Source organism: Polaribacter haliotis (assembly GCF_014784055.1).
Taxonomy (GTDB): Bacteria; Bacteroidota; Bacteroidia; order Flavobacteriales; family Flavobacteriaceae; genus Polaribacter; species Polaribacter haliotis.
In genome coordinates, this window is record NZ_CP061813.1 from 1,307,121 (window position 1) to 1,327,737 (window position 20,617).

19 protein-coding genes are annotated in these 20,617 nt (G+C 29.1%); 8 read left to right on the forward strand and 11 right to left on the reverse strand.

Annotation, left to right across the window (positions count from 1 at the left end; translation table 11 throughout):
* Positions 1–34: 34 nt before the first annotated feature.
* Positions 35–481 carry an FKBP-type peptidyl-prolyl cis-trans isomerase gene (locus tag H9I45_RS05465; protein WP_088353277.1) on the reverse strand — a complete coding sequence of 149 codons (447 nt, stop codon included), beginning with the start codon at positions 479–481 and terminating at the stop codon, positions 35–37.
* 475 nt (positions 482–956) lie between these two features.
* On the opposite strand from H9I45_RS05465, the gene H9I45_RS05470 reads away from it, so the two are divergent.
* Positions 957–2,417, forward strand: coding sequence for a WG repeat-containing protein (locus H9I45_RS05470; RefSeq protein ID WP_176397528.1), 1,461 nt, complete (start codon positions 957–959; stop codon positions 2,415–2,417).
* A 373-nt stretch (positions 2,418–2,790) separates the two neighbouring features.
* Here the strand turns inward: H9I45_RS05470 and H9I45_RS05475 are convergent, their stop codons facing one another.
* Positions 2,791–3,198: a DUF2721 domain-containing protein gene (locus H9I45_RS05475; RefSeq protein ID WP_088353072.1), complete on the reverse strand. Its 408-nt coding sequence runs from the start codon at positions 3,196–3,198 to the stop codon at positions 2,791–2,793.
* Positions 3,199–3,299: 101 nt separating this feature from the next.
* On the opposite strand from H9I45_RS05475, the gene H9I45_RS05480 reads away from it, so the two are divergent.
* The 6 genes from H9I45_RS05480 to H9I45_RS05505 all read left to right on the forward strand — a co-directional run bounded on the left by H9I45_RS05480 (position 3,300) and on the right by H9I45_RS05505 (position 9,187).
* Positions 3,300–4,067 (forward strand): DUF1206 domain-containing protein, encoded by a 768-nt coding sequence (locus H9I45_RS05480; RefSeq protein WP_088353073.1) that lies wholly within the window; start codon positions 3,300–3,302, stop codon positions 4,065–4,067.
* Between the two features lie 22 nt (positions 4,068–4,089).
* Positions 4,090–4,758: a M15 family metallopeptidase gene (locus tag H9I45_RS05485; RefSeq protein WP_088353074.1), complete on the forward strand. Its 669-nt coding sequence runs from the start codon at positions 4,090–4,092 to the stop codon at positions 4,756–4,758.
* A 76-nt stretch (positions 4,759–4,834) separates the two neighbouring features.
* Positions 4,835–5,506, forward strand: coding sequence for a hypothetical protein (locus tag H9I45_RS05490; RefSeq protein ID WP_088353278.1), 672 nt, complete (start codon positions 4,835–4,837; stop codon positions 5,504–5,506).
* Positions 5,507–5,779: 273 nt separating this feature from the next.
* On the forward strand, positions 5,780–6,769 hold the full coding sequence (gene pdhA / locus H9I45_RS05495; protein WP_088353075.1) for a pyruvate dehydrogenase (acetyl-transferring) E1 component subunit alpha: 990 nt from the start codon (positions 5,780–5,782) through the stop codon (positions 6,767–6,769).
* Positions 6,770–6,772: 3 nt separating this feature from the next.
* On the forward strand, positions 6,773–8,434 hold the full coding sequence (locus tag H9I45_RS05500) for a dihydrolipoamide acetyltransferase family protein (RefSeq protein ID WP_088353077.1): 1,662 nt from the start codon (positions 6,773–6,775) through the stop codon (positions 8,432–8,434).
* Between the two features lie 66 nt (positions 8,435–8,500).
* Entirely contained in the window at positions 8,501–9,187 is a 687-nt protein-coding gene (locus H9I45_RS05505; RefSeq protein ID WP_088353079.1) for a GNAT family N-acetyltransferase, read from the forward strand.
* A 115-nt stretch (positions 9,188–9,302) separates the two neighbouring features.
* Here H9I45_RS05505 and H9I45_RS05510 read toward each other — a convergent pair whose 3' ends face one another.
* The 6 genes from H9I45_RS05510 to H9I45_RS05535 all read right to left on the reverse strand — a co-directional run bounded on the left by H9I45_RS05510 (position 9,303) and on the right by H9I45_RS05535 (position 15,955).
* Entirely contained in the window at positions 9,303–10,037 is a 735-nt protein-coding gene (locus H9I45_RS05510) for a DUF6263 family protein (RefSeq protein ID WP_088353080.1), read from the reverse strand.
* Positions 10,038–10,142: 105 nt separating this feature from the next.
* Positions 10,143–11,471 carry a dihydrolipoamide acetyltransferase family protein gene (locus H9I45_RS05515; RefSeq protein WP_088353081.1) on the reverse strand — a complete coding sequence of 443 codons (1,329 nt, stop codon included), beginning with the start codon at positions 11,469–11,471 and terminating at the stop codon, positions 10,143–10,145.
* A 182-nt stretch (positions 11,472–11,653) separates the two neighbouring features.
* Entirely contained in the window at positions 11,654–12,229 is a 576-nt protein-coding gene (locus H9I45_RS05520; RefSeq protein ID WP_088353082.1) for a hypothetical protein, read from the reverse strand.
* Positions 12,230–12,466: 237 nt separating this feature from the next.
* Positions 12,467–13,168, reverse strand: a complete 702-nt coding sequence (locus tag H9I45_RS05525) for a response regulator transcription factor (RefSeq protein ID WP_088353083.1) — start codon at positions 13,166–13,168, stop codon at positions 12,467–12,469.
* The gene (locus H9I45_RS05530) at positions 13,168–14,565 is read right to left on the reverse strand and encodes a sensor histidine kinase (protein WP_088353084.1); all 1,398 of its coding nucleotides are present in this window, start codon (positions 14,563–14,565) and stop codon (positions 13,168–13,170) included. The genes H9I45_RS05525 and H9I45_RS05530 overlap by 1 nt, the downstream gene beginning before the upstream one ends.
* A gap of 94 nt (positions 14,566–14,659) precedes the next feature.
* Positions 14,660–15,955: a S41 family peptidase gene (locus H9I45_RS05535; protein WP_088353085.1), complete on the reverse strand. Its 1,296-nt coding sequence runs from the start codon at positions 15,953–15,955 to the stop codon at positions 14,660–14,662.
* Between the two features lie 660 nt (positions 15,956–16,615).
* Here H9I45_RS05535 and H9I45_RS05540 point away from each other — a divergent pair.
* Positions 16,616–17,188: a hypothetical protein gene (locus H9I45_RS05540; protein WP_140422728.1), complete on the forward strand. Its 573-nt coding sequence runs from the start codon at positions 16,616–16,618 to the stop codon at positions 17,186–17,188.
* Here H9I45_RS05540 and hemF read toward each other — a convergent pair.
* The 3 genes from hemF to hemL form a co-directional block, all read right to left on the reverse strand.
* The gene (gene hemF, locus H9I45_RS05545; RefSeq protein ID WP_088353087.1) at positions 17,185–18,090 is read right to left on the reverse strand and encodes an oxygen-dependent coproporphyrinogen oxidase; all 906 of its coding nucleotides are present in this window, start codon (positions 18,088–18,090) and stop codon (positions 17,185–17,187) included. The genes H9I45_RS05540 and hemF overlap by 4 nt on opposite strands.
* A gap of 113 nt (positions 18,091–18,203) precedes the next feature.
* Entirely contained in the window at positions 18,204–19,232 is a 1,029-nt protein-coding gene (gene hemE / locus H9I45_RS05550) for a uroporphyrinogen decarboxylase (protein WP_088353088.1), read from the reverse strand.
* Positions 19,233–19,288: 56 nt separating this feature from the next.
* A complete protein-coding gene (gene hemL / locus H9I45_RS05555; RefSeq protein ID WP_088353089.1) occupies positions 19,289–20,575 on the reverse strand; it encodes a glutamate-1-semialdehyde 2,1-aminomutase in 1,287 nt (428 codons plus the stop codon).
* Positions 20,576–20,617 lie beyond the last annotated feature (42 nt).

Sequence of the window (20,617 nt, forward strand, 5' to 3'; positions counted from 1 at the left end):
AAAAGCAGTCAGGCTATAAAAAAAGTGTTTTATTTTATTTGATAATCTCAAGTGGATTAATTTCTACCACTTCAAGATCGAAAATAAGTTCTTTACCAGCCAATGGATGGTTTCCATCGATAACAATACTTTCTTCCTTCACTTCCACAACCATTAAATTTAATTCTTGGCCATCTGGAGTTTTAGAAACTAATCCCATACCAACTTCTGGTGTCATATCTTCTGGAAGTTCTGTCTTCTTTACTTCTTGTATTAAATCACCATTAATTTCTCCATAGGCTTCTTCTTTGGAAACTGTAACAGTTTTTTTCTCATGCAACTTCATATCTATTAACCCTTTTTCAAAACCAGGTATTAACTGTCCTTGTCCTAAAGTAAATTCTAAAGGTTCCTTTCCTTCAGAACTATCAAAAATTTGTCCATCAGATAATTTACCTGTATAATTTACTTTTACAGTGTTGTTCTCTTTAACTTGAATCATATTACTATACTTTTTATTTTTAAAATACATTTTACATAATTCTTATGTTATAAATATTTTAAATTAAACTTATTGTTATAGTAGCCACTAAAACCAAGCCAAATGAGGAAAAATGATAACTAGTTTTTATAAACTTTCGTATTTAAATAATAATACTGTTAAGAATGAGTTGTGGTCTTACAAACGGAATAAAATTATCTCATTTTTTATATGAAATAATATGATAAAAAAAATCGGTAAACCTGTCAGTAAAAATTACTTATACTAAACTTAATACATACAAAGTAATAGAAGTTTATCTTTGATAACCTTATCGTTTTATAAAATACGGTATTTATATTTATAGTTTAACTTGTTTCTGTACCTAAAAAAATATAAATTAGCTAAGAATACTAATTAAAATATGACAAACTTTAAAAAAACAATATTCACACTTGCTCTTCTTTTTATTTCTATAGTATCAAATTCGCAAAATTTGAATAAGGAGCAAAAAAATAAACTTAGAAAAAAGGGCTATAGCATTGAAAAATTTCAAAATGGATATGCAGTAATTTATAATAAAAATAAAAAGAGAGGTATAATTGACAACAATGGAAAAATTATACTAAAGACAAAATACACATATTTATCGAATGTTTCCGAGGAAGGAAACCTAATTACAGGAGAATATATTTATGGTGGGAATGATGGTGGCGGATCACCAAAAATAGGTTTAAAAAACTTCAAAATTATTACATTAAAAGGAGATGTAATAAAGGAAAACGAATTTAAAAATATGACAATTCAATTTCTTAAATACAATCCGAATTACAGTGTAGGTTCTTATTTTAAATTATGGAACAGTAATCGTAAAGGAGGTATAATAAATTGCAACGGAGACCTTATTATAGAACCTAAATATGATTATTTAACTTTTTTTAATAATAAAGGAAAAATTATTGCATTCTTAAACAATGAGATGTACGTATTTAATAATAATGGAATTCAGTTAAATAAAACATCTTTAAAATATAAAATAGAACTTCAGAGTCAATCCACTACAACTTTTCCATTAGTAAAAAGTGCAAACACAAAAAATCTTCAAGTTTTTGATGACACCGTTATTTGTACCAAAGATGGTACTAATTACGGTGTTTTTAACCTTAAAGATAATAAGGAAAAAATTTCTTTTATATATGAGAAAATTGACACGAAATTATTTATAAAAAATAAGGATACCATAGGATATAAAGTATTTAAAAATAATTTATCTACACTTATTGATTATAAATCAAACAAAGAAATTGCTCCTTTTGTTTTTGAAGACATTACAGACCTTATTACATTTAAAAATCAAAAATTTTTAGAAGGAAACTATCTAAAAAATAAAAAACATATTTGGTCTAATTATTTAAATTTAGAAACTAAAGAATTAATTTTTCCAAATGATTTAGAATTATATAAGGCTTCTCCGATAAATTCGAGTTTCTGGATTGTTAAAGTTTTAGGGGTTTTACCAAATGGTTATTCATCACATGCTTACAGTGTTTATAATGTTAAAGAAGCAAAGTTTATAGAAGCCCCAGAATTAGAAAAATATTCATCTATTGACAGGTTAAGTAGTAATTTAGTCTTATTTAATAAAAAAAATAGTGGGTCTTGGATATATGATTTAAACAAAAAACAAAAGATAAAGTCTTATCTTAAAAAACCTCGCTTTACAAAGTTTGAATTAACTAAAAATGATTTGGTGAAAAATTTTATAGTAATTACCAATGAAAGAAAAAAAACTTTATATGACGAAGAGTTTCAGATAATATTTAAAGACTTAAAATATTCTTCTTCCTATGTTAAAAAAGACAGGTATATTATAAAAGAAAGAATAGAAGGTAAATATGTTAGAACTGCGTATGGAATCGATGGAAAGATTATTGGAGAAAAATACAAATATAAATAATAACTATAGCTAATGATCTCTGTGTATCGTTAAGGAAGCACGTATAAGGAGGAACGATAATCAAGCCTGATTAACAATATTTTGTGTTGTTAGTAGTATATTATGTCGAAGAAGCAGAAAGTTATTAATAATACATTGAATTCTTTAAGCGCAATTAAACAAGGACATAGATTCGTAATTGGCATAAATGAAGAGTTTGAAAAGCACGTTTTATGTGTGCTACAGGCAATTACTCATCAATAACATATATAAAAAATACCGGTTTAGGTAACTACATGAACCGTTTTTGTGTTTAATTGGGTATCTTGTTTTCTAAAAAAGTTAATTCTTCAAAATCCATGACTTTTCATATATAAACACGTTAGCGAAACCACTATTTCTTCTCCAAATGTTCTTCAATATCTGCAATATGATGTTGTAAAGCTTCTGCAGAAATTTGAATTTCTTTTATCAATAAAGCCAAAGAAATTATCAATAAAATAAGTGCAAAGCCAAAAATATAAATAGCTGTTAGTTGTAAACCCACGTATATTAAAAACATTGTTAAAACACAAAACAACAAACTACTAATCCCAAAAATTTGCATCCATCTTGTAAGGTTTAAACGCAATTTTAAGTTTTTAATTTGTCTTAGAAGAGAATCGTCGTGTTCTTTTAAATATTTGTCATGCAAATTTCTAATAACAGCTGCATAGGCCAAAAAACGATTTGTATATGCAAGCATAATCAAAGAAATTGCCGAAAATAAAAGTGCTGGTGTTGTTAAAGTCAGTTGTTCCATAAAGAATCAAAATTAAGTAATAATTTTAAATGAATTCGTTTTTATATGGATACAATTAAAGTTTCCTAAAATCAACTCTTAGTTTTACATAAAAATATAGCATGATAAAAAACATAAGAAAGCTAGGGATTATTACAAAAGGTATTATTTATAGTTTAGTTGGTATATTAACCCTTTTAGCTGCTTTAAATGTGGGTGGAGAAGTTTCTGGAAAAAACCAGGTGGTTCAGTTTTTGGGGAATCAAATTTTCGGAAAAATTCTTTTAATAATAATTGCAATAGGCTTAATTTTCTATTCAATTTGGAGATTGTATTCAGCTTTTTTCGATGGCAAGAACGAAGGTTCAGATAAAAGTGGCATATTTAAAAGAATTGGTTATTTTTTTAGCGGAACTATCTATGGAACTTTAGCATATTCTATATCTGCAAAAATAATTAATTTAGAATCTTCAGGAAGCTCAAAAAATACTGCTGTAGAGGCTTTGATAAATAATGAAGGTGGTTTATACCTACTTTATGTAATTTCAATAGTTTTATTTTGTGTAGGTTGTTATCAATTTTACAAAGGTTATTCAGGAAAATTTTTAAATGATATTAAAAAAACTAACCATAGTAATTATCCGAAAATTTTAGAAAAAACAGGAAAATACGGACATATTTCAAGAGGAATATCTTTTGCTATTTTCGGTTTTTTTGTTTCTGTTGCAGCCTACGAAAAAGATGCGTCTGCTATAAAGGGAATACAAGAAATGTTCAGTTTTTTGAGAGAATTTAGTTGGGGAAATATGTTAATGGGTTTTATGGCAACAGGTTTTATTTGTTATGGAGTCTATCAATATTTCTTAGCTAGATATAGTAAAGTAGAGTAATATTCGTTAATTTTGATTTCTTATGAAACAATACATACTATTTATAGTTTTTCTTTCAAACTTTTTCGCAAAAGCTCAAGATTTCCCTGAAGGTTTTACCTATTTAAATACTATTGATAATACCATTCAATTGGAATTAAGATATCTCTCTAACAACAATTTTATTGGAAAAAAAATAGATGGATATAAAAGTAACTGTGTAATTGTTACCCTAGAAACTGCCAATACTTTAAAAATTGTACAGCAAAAATTATTAAAAAAAGGTCTCAGTTTAAAAATTTTCGATGCTTATAGACCACAACAAGCAGTAAACCACTTTGTTCGATGGGCAAGAGTTATGAATGATACTTTAATGAAAAACGAGTATTATCCAAAAGTACCAAAATCCGAACTTTTTAAAAGAGGTTATATTGCATCTAAATCTGGTCACACAAGAGGAAGTACAGTAGATTTAACAATTGTTAATGTAAAAACGGGAAAAGAATTAGACATGGGAAGTCCGTATGATTTTTTCGGAATTCAATCTCATCCATTTTATAAAAACATCACAGAAAAACAAAAAGAAAACAGATTATTATTACGTAAAATAATGATCGATCATAATTTTAAACCCTATAATAACGAGTGGTGGCATTTTACTTTACGAAATGAACCTTTTCCAAAAACATATTTCAATTTTCCAATCGATTAAAAAGTTTAACAAAATTGAAAGAACTTCAACAAAAATCGGCATTATATTTGCTCTTGTTACGTTAAACGTTTCTAAAATGAATCTTAAAACAAAATTTACATTTCTTATTATCTGTTTTTTATCTACTTTTTCTTTTTTTGGTCAACTTGATAAAATAAATGGCGGAAAAGCTAATGAGAAAGGAAAATCTGTTACTTTAAAGAATAAAATAGTTTCTGTAAAACCAACTTCAATAGAATTAAAGGGAGATTTAGGTTTTAAGAAAGCTTACGAAAAAGAGCAACAGAAGTTAAAAAAACAGCAAGATGAAGAATCTCTTCAAAATAAAGGAATTTTAACTCAGAAAAGATTGAGTGAAGCACGTTTTTTAAACTCATTTAAAAAAATTAACGGACAATATATTTATCCAAAAATCGATCAAGATTTAGGAAGTATTCGAACAAATTCTAATAGTGTAAATATTATTTGTAGAGATTACCAATATCCAGATGGAGATAGAGTAACTATTTTGGTAAATAATATTCCTGTGGTTACAAATATATTATTAAAACAACGTTATCAAAGTTTTAATATTCCTTTAGAAGTAGGTATTAATAAAATAACCATATTAGCTTTAAACCAAGGAACTTCTGGCCCAAATACAGCCGCTTTTAAAGTATATAACGATGCTGGTATGTTATTATCTTCCAATGAATGGAATTTAGCAACAGATGCAAAAGCAACATTACTAATAGCAAAAGATAAATAAATAGTTATATTATTTATAAAAGTTAAAACCAATTAACTACTTCCTATCAATACAAAATAAAACCATAATTGTGTTTTGCTTTCATTTCTTTCCTTATATTAAAAAAAATATTAATTTCTTTACTAATAAATCCTAGTGGTTAATAGTATTTACGAAAACGATTGAGTTAAATCGAAAAATGTTGTTTTTTTATTCTATTTAAAACAGTTATTTTTGTATTTCGATTATAAAAATTCAATTTCATAATCTACATTATAAATAAGAATCATTAGAATGAAAAAAATAACCAAACAGACCTACTTAGATTGGTACAAAGACATGCTTTTCTGGCGTAAATTCGAAGACAAATTAGCTTCAGTTTATATTCAACAAAAAGTAAGAGGTTTCTTGCATTTATACAATGGACAAGAAGCTATTTTAGCAGGAGCATTGCATGCAATGGACTTAACTAAAGATAAAATGATTACTGCTTACAGAAATCACGTACAGCCAATTGGAATGGGAGAAGATCCTAAGAAAGTTATGGCAGAGTTGTTTGGAAAAGTTACTGGAACCTCTAAAGGAATGGGTGGTTCTATGCATATTTTTTCTAAAGAATTTCGTTTTTATGGAGGACATGGAATCGTTGGAGGGCAAATTCCTTTAGGAGCAGGACTTGCTTTTGCAGATAAATATAAAGGAAGTGATGCTGTAACTTTAACATGTTTTGGAGATGGTGCTGCAAGACAGGGATCTTTACACGAAGCCTTTAACATGGCAATGCTATGGAAGTTACCTGTAATTTTTATTGTTGAAAATAACGGTTACGCAATGGGAACTTCTGTTGGTAGAACTGCAAATCATGAAGATATTTGGAAACTTGGTTTAGGTTATGAAATGCCTTGTGGACCAGTAGATGCAATGAATCCAATAAAGGTAGCAGAAGCTGTAGATGAAGCAATACAAAGAGCAAGACGTGGAGATGGTCCAACATTTTTAGAAATGAAAACCTATAGATATAGAGGACACTCTATGTCTGATGCACAACATTATAGAACAAAAGACGAAGTTGAAGAGTACAAAAAAATAGATCCAATTACGCAAGTAAAAGATGTTATTTTAGAGAAAAACTACGCAACAGAAGAAGAGATATCTGCAATAGATAAAGAGGTTAAGAAAATGGTTTTAGAATGCGAGAAATTCGCAGAAGAATCTCCATTTCCAGAGACTCAACAAATGTACGATATGGTTTATGAACAAGAAGATTATCCTTTTATAAGTTAAAATATGGCTACAGTTATAAATATGCCGCGTTTAAGTGATACCATGGAAGAAGGTGTTGTTGCGCAATGGCTAAAGAAAGTTGGAGATAAAATTGAAGAAGGTGATATTTTAGCAGAAATCGAAACAGATAAAGCTACAATGGAATTCGAATCTTTTCACGAAGGTGTTTTATTACACGTTGGTGTTCAAGAAGGAGAAACTTCTCCAGTAGATACATTATTAGCAATTATTGGTGAAGAAGGAGAAGATATTTCTGACCTTTTAGCTGGTGGTTCTTCTGATGAAAAATCAGCAGAGAAAGAAGATTCTAAAGAAAACGAAAGTAAAGATTCTAATGAAGATAATTCTTCTGAAGATGAAAGCACTGATGATTCTGCAGAAATTCCTGAAGGTGTAAACGTTATTACTATGCCACGTTTAAGTGATACCATGACAGATGGTACTGTTGCAACTTGGTTAAAGAAAGAAGGAGATGCAGTAGAGGAAGGTGATATTTTAGCAGAGATTGAAACTGACAAAGCAACTATGGAATTCGAATGTTTCTACGAAGGAACTATTCTTTACATTGGTGTTCAAGAAGGAGAAACTGCTCCTGTAGATAGTTTATTAACCATTATTGGACCAGCAGGAACAGATGTTTCTGCATTGGTTAAAAATGGTGGAGCTTCTGCAAGTAAATCTTCAGAAGCAAAATCTGAAAAGAAAGAAGACAAAAAAGAAGAGAAATCTTCTGATAAAAAAGAAGAAACAAAATCTTCTAATACAACTACAAATAATTCTGGCGGACGAATTTTCGCTTCTCCTTTAGCAAAGAAAATTGCTTCAGATAAAGGAATTAATTTAGCAGATGTTTCTGGTTCTGGTGAAAATGGAAGAATCATTAAAAAAGATGTTGAAAATTATACACCTAAAGCAACAGTTTCTGTAGAAACTCCTTCTCCAGCATCTAGTGCCGCGACTCCATCTTTTTCTGTTACAGGAGAAGAAAAGTCAGAAGAAGTTAAGAATTCGCAAATGCGTAAAGCAATTGCAAAATCTTTAGGAAACTCTAAATTCTCTGCACCAGACTTCAGTTTAAACATTGAAGTTGATATGGACAATGCAATGGCTTCAAGAAAAACAATCAATGCAATACCAGATACCAAAGTATCTTTTAATGATATGGTTGTAAAAGCTTGTGCAATGGCTTTACAGAAACACCCACAAGTAAATACTTCTTGGACAGATAACAATACAATATACCACAGTCATATTCATGTTGGTGTCGCTGTTGCAGTAGATGAAGGTTTATTAGTACCAGTTATTAAACATACAAACCAAATGAGTTTAACTCAAATTGGTGCAACTGTAAGAGATTTAGCTGGGAAAGCAAGACACAAAAAAATTACACCTGCAGAAATGCAAGGAAGTACTTTTACAGTTTCTAATTTAGGAATGTTTGGTATCGAAAACTTTACTTCGATAATTAACCAACCAAATTCTGCAATTTTATCTGTTGGTGCAATTGTAGAAAAGCCAGTTGTTAAAAACGGACAAATAGTTGTTGGAAATACTATGAAATTAACTTTAACGTGCGACCACAGAACTGTTGATGGTGCTGTTGGTGCTCAGTTTTTACAAACATTAAAAACGTTTATCGAAAACCCTGTTACAATGTTAGCGTAGTTTTCTTTTAAATATATTTTATAAAAACCAGCGAAGTTCGCTGGTTTTTTTTATTTTTAATTTAGAATGAAAAAATTAGAAGACAAATTAAAAAACCCTGTTTGGTATTCGTTAAACGAAACTCATAAAAAATTTCTTATAGAATTTGATGGTGTTCAGTTTTATCATCCAGAAGTAAATACTTTTGGAGCTTTTTACGATGTTACAAAAACTAGTAAAGCAATGAATGAATATTCGAAAATCTCTGAAAAATTCTTTTTAGTTTCCGAAAATAAAATTCCTGAAATCGATAACGATTTTATAACCTTAGAAAAGAAAATTGACGGGTGCCAAATGGTTTTAGAAAATTTAATTGAAGTAGAAATTACAGAAGAAATCATATTACTTACAGAAGAATATATAGAAGAAATTTACGATTTAATTTGGCTGGTAATGCCAGGGTTTTATAGGAAAAGAGGTTTTGAAATGGGCGATTATTTTGGTATTTTTAAAAATAATAAATTAGTTGCTATTACTGGTGAGAGAATGCAAACTGACGATTTTATAGAAATAAGTGGTGTTGTCACGCATCCAGATTATACAGGTAAAGGGTTTGCCAAACAACTAATAACATATACTACCAAAGAAATTTTAAAAGAAAAAAAGTTACCAATTCTCCATACAAATAAAGGGAATAAGGCGATTCCTCTTTACGAAAAATTAGGATTTAAAGTTTCTAGAGATATGAATTGGTGGTTGTATTGTAGAAAGTAGTTTACAGAAATTAAAAACTAAATAATGTTTACTGTTTTAAAATTAATTATTAAAACAAAAAAAAATAGCCTTGAAAGTTTAAGGCTATTTTTTTATATCTGAAATAAATTAAATATTACAGTTTTGTTATTTTAGATTCTACTCCAGAAACAATATCTTGGCCTTGTGCTGCCATTTTCATTTCTACTTTAGAATCTACTGGAACACCCGATTTTTTATCAACATCCATACTTCCAGAAATAGTTCCTTTTGCTATTCCACCAACAGTTCCAGAAACATCTATCTTTACAGTTGTTGTTGTTATTGCAGAAACCTTATAATTGAATTCAAGCTCCATTCCATTTTCACTTTTCTTTGTAGTCCAAACACTACCCACTTTTACAGCCTCTTTTGGATAAACAACACTTCCAGACTGTTTTAACATTTGCTCTGCTCCAGGAACATTTGGTTCCACTGTTGTTTCTAATACTTCTCCTAAGTTATTTCCTTTAGAAATAAAATTAGCACTTAAAAACGGCCCCATTTGAGTTGCAATCATTTTTCCCATTTCATCTAAATCTTCTACTTTTTTAGAAGAATCGTAACTCATAATTTGTCCACCTTGCATCATGTCCATAGACATGTTTGAAATTTTCATGTTAGAAGTAAATAAATCTTCTGTAACAGAAACAATTTCCTGATTCATAGTCATCATAATTGTAGAAGACATTGCTACACCTACATTTTGAGTAACTTTCATATTAGTTTTATAAGTATCGCCTTTTGCATAATTAAGTCTTAATAATACTGTTTCTTGTGCTGCTACATTAAATGTTGCTACCAACACAAATAAAATTAACAATTTTTTCATTTTTATTTTAGTTTAAAATCTATTATTCTGCGAATATAATTGAATCCAAATAAAAACGCTTGGAAAATCCAAGCGTTTTATAAATCTATGCATATTTTTAACTTTTTAAAAATCTTGTTTCATATCCCAAGCTTCTAAAGTTTCTTTTAAAGTTTTAATAAACATTCCACCTAAAGCACCATTTACAACTCTGTGATCGTAAGAATGAGATACAAACATTTTCTGTCTAATTCCTATAAAATCTCCTTCTGGAGTTTCAATAACTGCAGGTACTTTTCTAATAGCTCCTAAAGCTAAAATAGCAACTTGTGGCTGGTTTATAATTGGTGTTCCCATTACAGAACCAAAACTACCAACATTTGTAACAGTATAAGTTCCTCCCTGAATATCATCGGGTTTTAAAGCATTATTTCTTGCTCTTGTAGCCAAATCATTTACAGATTTTGTCATGCCAACCAAATTCAACTGATCTGCGTTTTTAATTACTGGTACAATTAAATTTCCATCTGGCAAAGCGGCTGCCATCCCTAAATTTATATTTTTCTTTTTAATGATATTCTCACCATCTACAGCAATATTAATTAGTGGGTATTTTTTTATAGTATTTGCAACAGCATGCATTAATATTGGCGTAAAAGTTAACTTCTCTCCTTCTCTTTTAAAGAAATCGTCTTTAACTTTTGTTCTCCATTTTACAATATTGGTTACATCAATTTCTATAAAAGATTGCACATGTGCAGAAGTTTGTACAGAGTTTACCATATGCTTGGCAACCAATTTACCCATTCTACTCATTTCCATTACTTCATCTTCTCCATTTACAGAAACTGGCGCTGCTTTTTGAACCTCTTTTTGAATTGGTTTTTCAACTTTAACTTCTACTTTTGGTTGAGATTTCTCGACTGTGCTCGAAATGACAGGAGTGTTTCCTCTATTTTCTACAAAAGCTAAAATATCTTCTTTAGTTACTCTACCTTCTTTTCCTGAACCAGCAATCGTTTCTAATTCTTCCATTGAAACTCCTTCTGTTTTAGCTATATTTCTAACTAAAGGAGAATAAAATTTACCAGAATCTGAAGTTTTAGATATTGGTGTAGCAACTACTTCATTTGCTTTTTCAATTGTTTTTTCTACAGCTGCAACTTCTTTAGAAGTTTCAACTTTTGGAGCTTCTTCTGTAGTAGAATCCTCACCTTCTGTTTCTATAATTGCAATAGTTGCACCAACTGCAACAACTTCATCTTTTTCAAATAAAATTTCTACCAAAGTTCCTTCTACTTCAGATGGCACTTCAGAATCTACTTTATCTGTTGCAATTTCTACGATAGCTTCATCTAATTCTATTGTTTCACCAACTTCTTTTAACCAAGATGTAATAGTTGCTTCTGCAACACTTTCTCCCATCTTTGGTAATTTTAATTCGAATCTTGCCATTTATATCAATTTTAAGACTGCAAAAATACTAAAAAATGAAAGACTTTTCGTTAAAATTATCATGAAAAAGATAATTTTAAAAATCGAATACTTTAAATTATTCGTAATTTAAAAAAGCTAAAAACAAATTATATTAAATATAATTCAGTTTTTAGCAAATATTTTAAACATATAACAACAATTTAGTTATTTCTTTCTAATCTCTTTTTTACTTTTTCTAACGCTCTTTTTGCCCTTGCTAATTCTCTTTCAGCACTTTTTAACTCACTTTCTGCAATCTTTTTAGCTTCTTCTTTAGAATCTGTTCCAGAAATAGCATCTTTTAAAACTTCTCCAAATTCGTCCATCATATCTACAACTTTAGAATTTGCATATTCTTTATCAACATAAATTTTTAAACTATCATCAGTTAATTTGCAATCGTATAATTTATCTCCATTTTCAGTTTTAATCCACCTATAAGTATCACCAGAAACTGTTAAATTAGAATTACCCAATTTGTCTACTAATAATTTTTTAATACTCCCAGTTTTACTTTCATGAAAACTTGCAGTAAACTTGTAGATATTGTCGTTTCTTTTAATGGAAACTGATGAATTATCTTCTTTATCATCTGTATCAAAAGTAATTGAATAGGAAGTTCCTTTACTTGTTGTAGTAACTTTTGAAGGAGTTTTTGGTGTTATTGGTGTTGATTGAGAAAAAAGACTCGTTGTTAAAAATGTTGCGATTAATATTGGTAATAATAAAGTTTTCATAATAATAATAATAATAATAATAATAGGTTTTAAGATTAATATGCCACAAATGTAAATCTGAAACACACTTAAAACAAAGAATTACAAGTCGTTAACCTTCGATTAACGTTAAACAAATACTGTATTAACGTAAGTATAGATTAATTATAAAATTTTGAAAATTCAAAAAAAAAGATCCCGTTTTTCAACGGGATTAATTCAACTAGAAATTTAAAATAAGTTTTTACATTTTTTAAATTAAGCTTCATTAACCTTAAACTCTAGACCAATTCCACGAGTGCTTTCTATTGATATTGATGCGTCTTCTTTAAAATATTTACGAATTCTGCTGATAAAAACATCCATACTTCTACCTGTAAAGAAATCGTCGTTTTGCCAAACAGCTTTTAGAATTTCTTCTCTTTTTAATAATTGATTTTTATGTTGATATAAAAAACGAATCAATTCTCCTTCTTTTTCTGTTAGTTGTTGAATATTCTCATTAATTTTTAACTCTAATCTCTTGGTATTGAATTGGTAATTTCCAATTATAAGAATTTCATTTTTAGAAATTATTATTGATGATTTTTGGGTTCTTTTTAGAATGTTATTCAAACGCAAAACCAATTCATCTGCTTCAAAAGGTTTTACAATATAATCGTCTGCGCCTAATTTTAATCCTTTTAATTTATCTTCTTTCATCTTTCTGGCAGTCAAGAAAATAAAAGGAATTTCTGGATTGATTTCTATAATTTTTTCAGCCAAAGAAAATCCATCTAATTTTGGCATCATTACATCTAAAACACAAATATTAAAGTCGCTTTTTTGAAAGGTTTCTAACGCTTCTTCTCCATCTTTTGCCCATTCTACAGAAAAGCCAGACATTTCTAAATACTGTTTTAAAATGCTTCCAAAATCGGCATCATCTTCTGCTAATAAAATATGTTTGTTTGTGCTCATTATTTTAAAGGAATTTGAATGGTAAATGTAGTTCCAATATTTTCTTCACTTTCAACAAAAACACCACCTTTATGCGCTTTTATAATTTGATGTGTGTAATACAAACCAAGTCCTAATCCTTTAACATTGTGGACTTCCTTATTACCAACCCTGTAAAATTTATCAAACAAAAATTGTTGTTGTTTTTTTGGAATGCCAATTCCATTATCTTTAATTGAAATTGTAAAATTCTCTTTTGTTGTTGCTGAAATATGTATCTCTAAATCTTCTTTACCATATTTAACTGCGTTTTCTAAAATGTTTAAAACAGCAGTTGTAAAGTAAAATTTATCGATTAAAATTTCATTATTTACTGATATATTTTTGTTAAACTTTATACTTTTTGAATCTAACGAAAGCTGAAAATCATCAACAATCATATTCAAATAATCGTTTGTATTTACAACTTCTTTATTCAGTTTAATTTCTTGGTAACCTAAAGAATTATTCAATACTTGGTCTATCAATTTTTGCAAACGAATATTTTGTCTTTCAATTGTGTTTATGGTACTTTCAATAATAATTGGCTGTGTTTTTATTTCTTCTTTTTGAAGCATTTTTGTTGCTAAATTTAAAGTTGCCAAAGGTGTTTTTAATTCGTGTGTAATATTATTTACAAAATCGGTTTTAATATCTGCAATTTTCTTTTGTGTGATTAAATTTTTAATAGAATAATATAGTAATCCAAAAACGAATAAAAAGATTATTACAGAAAGAATTAGTAGGCTTGTCATTCTTCGCAAGACAATTTTTTCCCAACCATCTATATTCATTCTATCTTGAGTTTCGAATTGCAAATCAAAAGTAATTGACTCTTTTTTTCCATTAATTTCACGTTGAAAATTATGGTCTGTCATCCACAATGAATTGCTAACTCTATGGCCTTCTTCTTCAGTAAAATTTGCCCCCAATAAAAGAAAAGAAGGTTTTGTTTTAGATTCAAAAATGGTATCATTTTTAATTCCAAGACTATCTAAAAGAATAATTGTTTTTACTTTTTTCTGAAATTTTAACTTGTAACCGATGTTTTTTGTTGCAATTTCTTTTTGATATTTTTTAATATAATTCTCATTTATAGAATCCGTTTTACGGTTCAGCTTTTCTAAAATTTGCTCTTTAGAAATCTTTTTTACATAATAATCTGCTACAAGGTTTAGAAAATGATTTTGCCAAATATCGTTTACAGAGTCTAAACTTGGCGATAAATCGTCTATACGAGAAATAGACTTTCTTGTGTCTGAAATAAAGACGTCTTTTTTTAATTTATAGGTATTATTAATTAAGAAACCTTGTACTAAAGAGAGTGCTAGTAAACCAAGAATTGAAGCAATTATAAGAAGTCTAATTTTTTTGAGCATTTTCAAAAATAAGAATTCCTTTTTCTTTGTGATGAAAAAAGCGTTGTGTTAACCTTGCATTAACCTAAATATATAAATAGAATTTAATGGTAAATTATGGTTTTTTATCAGTTTTAGCAATAATGTTATTTGTAGTTACATCTTTAGAATCAAAATTATTAAGATCTTTAAGTTCAAACAAATTGAAGGCTTTTACTAAAACGTCGTCAACTAAAGTACTTTGTTGAATTATATTAAATTCTGGAACAAAATTTTCTTTTAAAATTCCATTAACATGATATAATTTCTGTGTAGGAATTCTATAACCATACTTACGATTTTCAAAAGAATAATCTATAGTAGAACCAACTAGTTTCCCCATTTCAGATCCTACAATTTTAGCTCTTTCCATTCCATCTAAACCTACTGCCAAATTTTCTCCAGTACTACCTGTCCATCTTCCCACCAAAACAACAACTGGTTTATTATATTGTGTTCCTCTTGGACTTACAAACTCTAATCTACTCCTATTAACTTCTGGGTTATTACCATATTTTTCTTTTGTAATATTTTTTTGATATGGTAAATCTTTATCAATAAATCTACTCATTATAGCTCTTGCAACATAATCATTTTCTCCATCGACTGTATTTCTTAAATCTAGAATTAAGCCTTTTGTATTTAAAAGAGTATTTAATTGTCTGTCAAAACGCTTTATAAGCTTGTTGTTTCCTAAGGAATTATTGATTTTAATAATAGCAATCCCATTTTCTTTACGAACAGTTAAAAGCTTTTTGTCTTCTTTAATTTTAATATTATCTACATCTAAACTTATTTTTCTATCATCCGTTAATTTCAAGGTTAAAATTCTAGATTCATTTAATCTTCCTGAAATAATTTTATTCGCAATCCATTCTCTTACTTCTGGTAGGTTTTTATTCGCACATTGTGTTGGAAAATCGTCTATAACCTTATTAAATTCTTTACTATTAAAATTTAAAACTTCTGCCCCAATAATGTTTTTCCCAAAATCTTTTATTTGCGAATACCAAATATTTTGAACGTAAAATTTACCCTCTTTTAGAACGATATGTAATGGAGAATGCAAGCGAAAAGAAGATTTTGTTGTGGTATTTAAAAGTAGATTCGTATCGTAAAACTCATTTAACAAATATTCGAAAAAAAGCACTCTTTCCTGATTCGTTTTAACATTACCAACAACATTCGCATATTTATCTTTTACACAATCGAAATCTGTTTTTTTATCTTTTAAATAAATATAATTATCTGCTAAGCTCTGAATGATGTTCCCAAAATCTTGATTAAGTTTATAGGCATCTACAGAGTTTTGTGTTTGTGCAAAATTTGCAAAGCTTAAAAATAGAAATAATGGAGTTAGAAAATTTTTCATAATAAAATATTAAAACTTACTTGGAAACGTATACCAAATAATATTCTTGACTATACTAAGTTAAAAATTTTAACACTTTAATTTTTAAAGCACAACAACACTTATTAACATTTGTTAATAAGTGTTGCTTGAAACTGTTGATAACAGAATCTTAAATATAAATACCAACCTTTAAGCAATAAACTAAAAAATATACTCAAGAGTACTTATTGTTATTTCGGCTTCCATACAACAATTCACCTTTAATAAAAACCCTATGAAATAAGCAACAAAAAAGGTTTTATAAAATTTACACTACTTGAAAAGCAATTCTGTTCAACCATTAATTTTATAATATAATAATTTAAATCTTTATTGTTTTTTATATATTTTATTTTAAAACATTTATTTTATGAATCCATTTTTTCGTAGTTATTAACAATTTTAAAATCTTATTTTTAAAAAAAACACATATAATTCTTCTTAAAATTTTTATTTAAAAAATAAAACACTGAAGTAAATAGTTGAGATCTTTCTAAATGAAAGTATTTTACAACTTTTACTAATTATGCCTTTTCATCTTAATATTCTTAAAAAAATGAAGCTAAAAAATATTTATTTCAATAAAATAAATAGCTATAATAAATAATAGCTATATTTTAGTCACCTAAATTTCACTCTATGAAAAAATTAGTCTTTATAATACTTTTTACACTTTTGTCTTTTTCTAAAACTACAGCGCAAAATGATTTTGCAATTGCTTTATATGCAAATATAGGTTTAACTTTAAGAGGCGATCATCATGGACATCCTGCAGGAACTTTAGATATTGTAACTCGTTTTAAGTATAATGCTAACCAAAATAAATTAGGCCATTGGGTGTATTTTGCTGAATTTGAATTCGCGCAATTAGAGGGAAATTACAAAAGGTATTCTGGAAATTTAGCTTATAATTTTAACAGAATTGTGTTTCCTAAAATATGGTTTATTCCAAGATTCGAACTAAAACACTTAGAATTGCAACCATCTATTGGCTATGGAGTAATTACAAGGTTCGATCTTGTAAAACCTAGCCTTGGTTTTTCTTTAGAAGTTGGCTATCGATTAAATAAACACTTTAAAATTGATGTTTTATTTCAAGCTTCAGAAAGAAGTGATATGATTGCATTGTATGGAGATTCTGACTCAAAATTAGGTCTTTTTGATACAAGACAAAGTGTTTTTGGAGGTTTGGGTGTAGAGATTGATTTTTAAACTATCCAATTTTTAGGCGCTGCTAAGATCTTTAACAGTCTTTCTTCTTCTGAATTTTCTTCTGGTTGATGATTGTATTTCCACTGAACAATTGGTGGTAAACTCATTAGAATACTTTCTATTCTTCCGTTTGTTTTTAGACCAAAAAGAGTTCCTCTGTCATGCACTAAATTGAATTCTACATAACGACCTCTTCTTACTTCTTGCCAATCTTTTTGTTCTCTTTTAAACGAAATTTCTTTTCTTTTTTCTACAATTGGAACATAGCTTTTTAAAAAACTATTTCCAACTTCTGTTACAAAATTGAATCTGTCTTCTATCGTAAAATCTTCAGTTTCTTTTAAATAATCGAAAAATAAACCTCCTATTCCTCGAGCTTCGTTTCTGTGTGAATTCCAGAAATATTTGTCGCAAGTTTCTTTGAATTTAGGATAGAACTCAGCATTATGCTTGTCACAAGCTGTTTTACAAACCGTATGAAAATGCGTAGCATCTTCGTCAAATAAATAATAAGGCGTTAAATCTTGGCCACCACCAAACCATTGGGTTACAATTTCTCCTGCAGAATTATACATTTCAAAATAACGCCAATTTGCGTGTACAGTTGGTACAAAAGGATTTGTTGGATGCAAAACCAAACTTAATCCACAAGCAAAGAAATTACCTTCTTCTACTCCAAATTGTTTTCTTAATGCCTCTGGTAATTCACCAAAAACTTTGGAAATATTTACACCACCTTTTTCGAAAATTGTACCATTTTCTATAACACGAGTTCTACCTCCACCACCTTCTGCTCTTTTCCAGTTGTCTTCCTGGAATTTAGCTTTTCCATCTATTGCTTCTAATTTTGAAGTAATTTGGTCTTGTAGGTTTTCTATGTAGGCGAAAAATTTATCTTTCATAACTTTTGCTTCTAAACAGGTGCGTTAGCGATTGAAATGGCATCCTTTTGCTTTTTCAGCAAAAGATATAATGGAAAGTGCGACCTTTAGGTAACGCCCAAATTCTTATAATTTTAATTTGCGTTATACTCTTTTACAGCATCTATAAACGCTTTTGCATTGTCTAAAGGAATGTTTGGTAAAATTCCGTGACCAAGATTTACAATGTATTTATCTTTCCCAAATTCGTTAATCATTTGAGTCACCATTTTTTTGATTTCTGATGGTGGAGAAAACAATCTTGTCGGGTCGAAATTACCTTGCAATGTAATATTTCCACCTGATAAATAACGTGCATTTCTTGCTGAACAAGTCCAATCTACACCCAAAGCAGAAGCTCCTGATTTTGCCATTTTATCTAACGCAAACCAACAACCTTTACCGAAAGCAATTACCGGAATTTCATCTTTTAAAGCATCTATTATTTGCTGCATATATTGCCAAGAAAACTCTTGATAATCTACTGGAGACAACATTCCTCCCCAAGAATCGAAAACCTGAACTGCATTTACGCCAGCCGCAACTTTTGCTTTTAAATACGCAATTGTAGTATCTGTAATTTTCTGTAATAAACTATGTGCAACAACAGGATTTGTAAAACATAATTCCTTCGCTTTATCGAAGTTTTTAGAACCCTGACCTTGCACACAATAACATAAAATTGTCCAAGGTGAACCTGCAAAACCGATTAAGGGAACTTCGTCATTCAGTTTTTCTTTGGTTGCTTTAATTGCATCCATTACATACCCTAAAGTGTCTTGAATATCTGGTACAATTACCGAATCTAAATCTTTTTGAGTACGAATAGGATTTGGCAAATAAGGTCCAAAATTAGGTTTCATTTCCACATGAATATTCATGGCCTGTGGAATTACCAAAATATCTGAAAACAAAATTGCAGCGTCCATTCCATATCTTCTGATTGGCTGCACCGTAATTTCTGATGCTAATTCTGGAGTTTGACAACGTGTAAAGAAATCGTATTTCTTTTTAATTTCTTGAAATTCTGGTAAATATCTTCCTGCTTGACGCATCATCCAAACTGGTGGTCTGTCTACAGTTTCTCCTTTTAATGCTCTTAAAAATAAGTCGTTCTTGATCATAATTTTTATTAAAAAGACTTCACAGGTTTTAAAAACTATGAGGTCTGAATTTTATATTAAATTTTACTAACAGCCAACATCGCTTTATCAACTGCTTCTGCTATTTTCTTAATATCCTTATCGTTTAAAGCTGATGATAAAAACCAAGCTTCAAACTGACTTGGAGGTAAAAACACTCCATTTTTAATCATTTCCCAAAAGAAAACAGCAAATTTACCTGTGTCTGATGTTTGTGCTTTTTCAAAGTTTGTTACTTCAATATTTGTGAAAAAAGGATTTAGCATAGAACCAAATCTGTTTACCACTAAATCTACATTATATTTTTTAGCAGTTTCTAATAAAATGACTTCTAAAATACTTCCAGTTTCTTCGAACTTTTTATAAGGGTTTTGCTTTTTCAATTCTGTTAAAGTTGCGATTCCTCCTGCCATTGCAATTGGATTTCCACTTAACGTTCCTGCCTGATACATACCTCCTAATGGTGCAACTTCTTGCATTATTTCTTCTCTTGCCCCATAAGCTCCTACTGGAAAACCTCCACCAATTACTTTTCCTAAACAAGTAATATCTGCAATTACTCCTAACAATTCTTGCGCTCCACCAAATTTAGAACGGAAACCTGTCATTACTTCATCTGCAATTAACAAGGCGTTTTTAGATTCTAAGTATTTTTTTAGTTCTACTAAAAATCCGTTTTGTGGAATGGCAACACCCATATTTCCACAAATTGGTTCGATAATTACACCAGCAATATCATCGTGTTTTTCGAAATGTGCTTTTACACTTTCTAAATTATTATATTCTGCAATTAACGTATTTTTTACAGCTCCTTCTGGAACACCTTTACTTCCTGGCATACTTAAAGTTGCCAAACCAGAACCTGCTGCTACTAATAAAGAATCTTGATGTCCATGGTAACAACCAGAAAACTTAATGATTTTATCTTTTCCTGTAAATGCTCTTGCCAAACGAACCGCACTTAAAACAGCTTCTGTTCCTGAATTTACAAAACGTACTTTATCCATTCCTGGAAAAGCATCGCAAACTATTTTTGCTAACTTTATTTCTGCTTCTGTAGATGCTCCAAAAGAATAGCCATTTTTTAATGCTTTGTCTACTCCTTTTTGCACTTTTTTATGACGATGACCTAAAATCATTGGACCGTAAGAAAGTACTAAATCTACATATTCATTTCCATCTACATCTGTAATTTTAGTTCCTTTTGCTTTTTTGATAAACAAAGGATTTCCACCAACTGAAGAAAAGGCTCTTACTGGAGAATTTACGGCTCCAACCAAGTTTTTTAATCCTTTTTTATATAATTTTTCTGATTTTTTAAACATCTTTTATTGTGTAATTGTTTATTTGTTTAATCGTGTAATTGT

Coding starts and splice junctions, on each gene's coding strand:
- H9I45_RS05535 (WP_088353085.1), bottom strand. CDS start 15,955: ATGAAAAATTTTCTAACTCCATTATTTCTATTTTTAAGCTTTGCAAAT.
- H9I45_RS05485 (WP_088353074.1), top strand. CDS start 4,090: ATGAAACAATACATACTATTTATAGTTTTTCTTTCAAACTTTTTCGCA.
- H9I45_RS05475 (WP_088353072.1), bottom strand. CDS start 3,198: ATGGAACAACTGACTTTAACAACACCAGCACTTTTATTTTCGGCAATT.
- H9I45_RS05520 (WP_088353082.1), bottom strand. CDS start 12,229: ATGAAAACTTTATTATTACCAATATTAATCGCAACATTTTTAACAACG.
- H9I45_RS05505 (WP_088353079.1), top strand. CDS start 8,501: ATGAAAAAATTAGAAGACAAATTAAAAAACCCTGTTTGGTATTCGTTA.
- H9I45_RS05500 (WP_088353077.1), top strand. CDS start 6,773: ATGGCTACAGTTATAAATATGCCGCGTTTAAGTGATACCATGGAAGAA.
- H9I45_RS05480 (WP_088353073.1), top strand. CDS start 3,300: ATGATAAAAAACATAAGAAAGCTAGGGATTATTACAAAAGGTATTATT.
- hemL (WP_088353089.1), bottom strand. CDS start 20,575: ATGTTTAAAAAATCAGAAAAATTATATAAAAAAGGATTAAAAAACTTG.
- hemF (WP_088353087.1), bottom strand. CDS start 18,090: ATGAAAGATAAATTTTTCGCCTACATAGAAAACCTACAAGACCAAATT.
- H9I45_RS05465 (WP_088353277.1), bottom strand. CDS start 481: ATGATTCAAGTTAAAGAGAACAACACTGTAAAAGTAAATTATACAGGT.
- pdhA (WP_088353075.1), top strand. CDS start 5,780: ATGAAAAAAATAACCAAACAGACCTACTTAGATTGGTACAAAGACATG.
- H9I45_RS05540 (WP_140422728.1), top strand. CDS start 16,616: ATGAAAAAATTAGTCTTTATAATACTTTTTACACTTTTGTCTTTTTCT.
- H9I45_RS05530 (WP_088353084.1), bottom strand. CDS start 14,565: ATGCTCAAAAAAATTAGACTTCTTATAATTGCTTCAATTCTTGGTTTA.
- H9I45_RS05510 (WP_088353080.1), bottom strand. CDS start 10,037: ATGAAAAAATTGTTAATTTTATTTGTGTTGGTAGCAACATTTAATGTA.
- H9I45_RS05525 (WP_088353083.1), bottom strand. CDS start 13,168: ATGAGCACAAACAAACATATTTTATTAGCAGAAGATGATGCCGATTTT.
- H9I45_RS05515 (WP_088353081.1), bottom strand. CDS start 11,471: ATGGCAAGATTCGAATTAAAATTACCAAAGATGGGAGAAAGTGTTGCA.
- hemE (WP_088353088.1), bottom strand. CDS start 19,232: ATGATCAAGAACGACTTATTTTTAAGAGCATTAAAAGGAGAAACTGTA.
- H9I45_RS05490 (WP_088353278.1), top strand. CDS start 4,835: ATGAATCTTAAAACAAAATTTACATTTCTTATTATCTGTTTTTTATCT.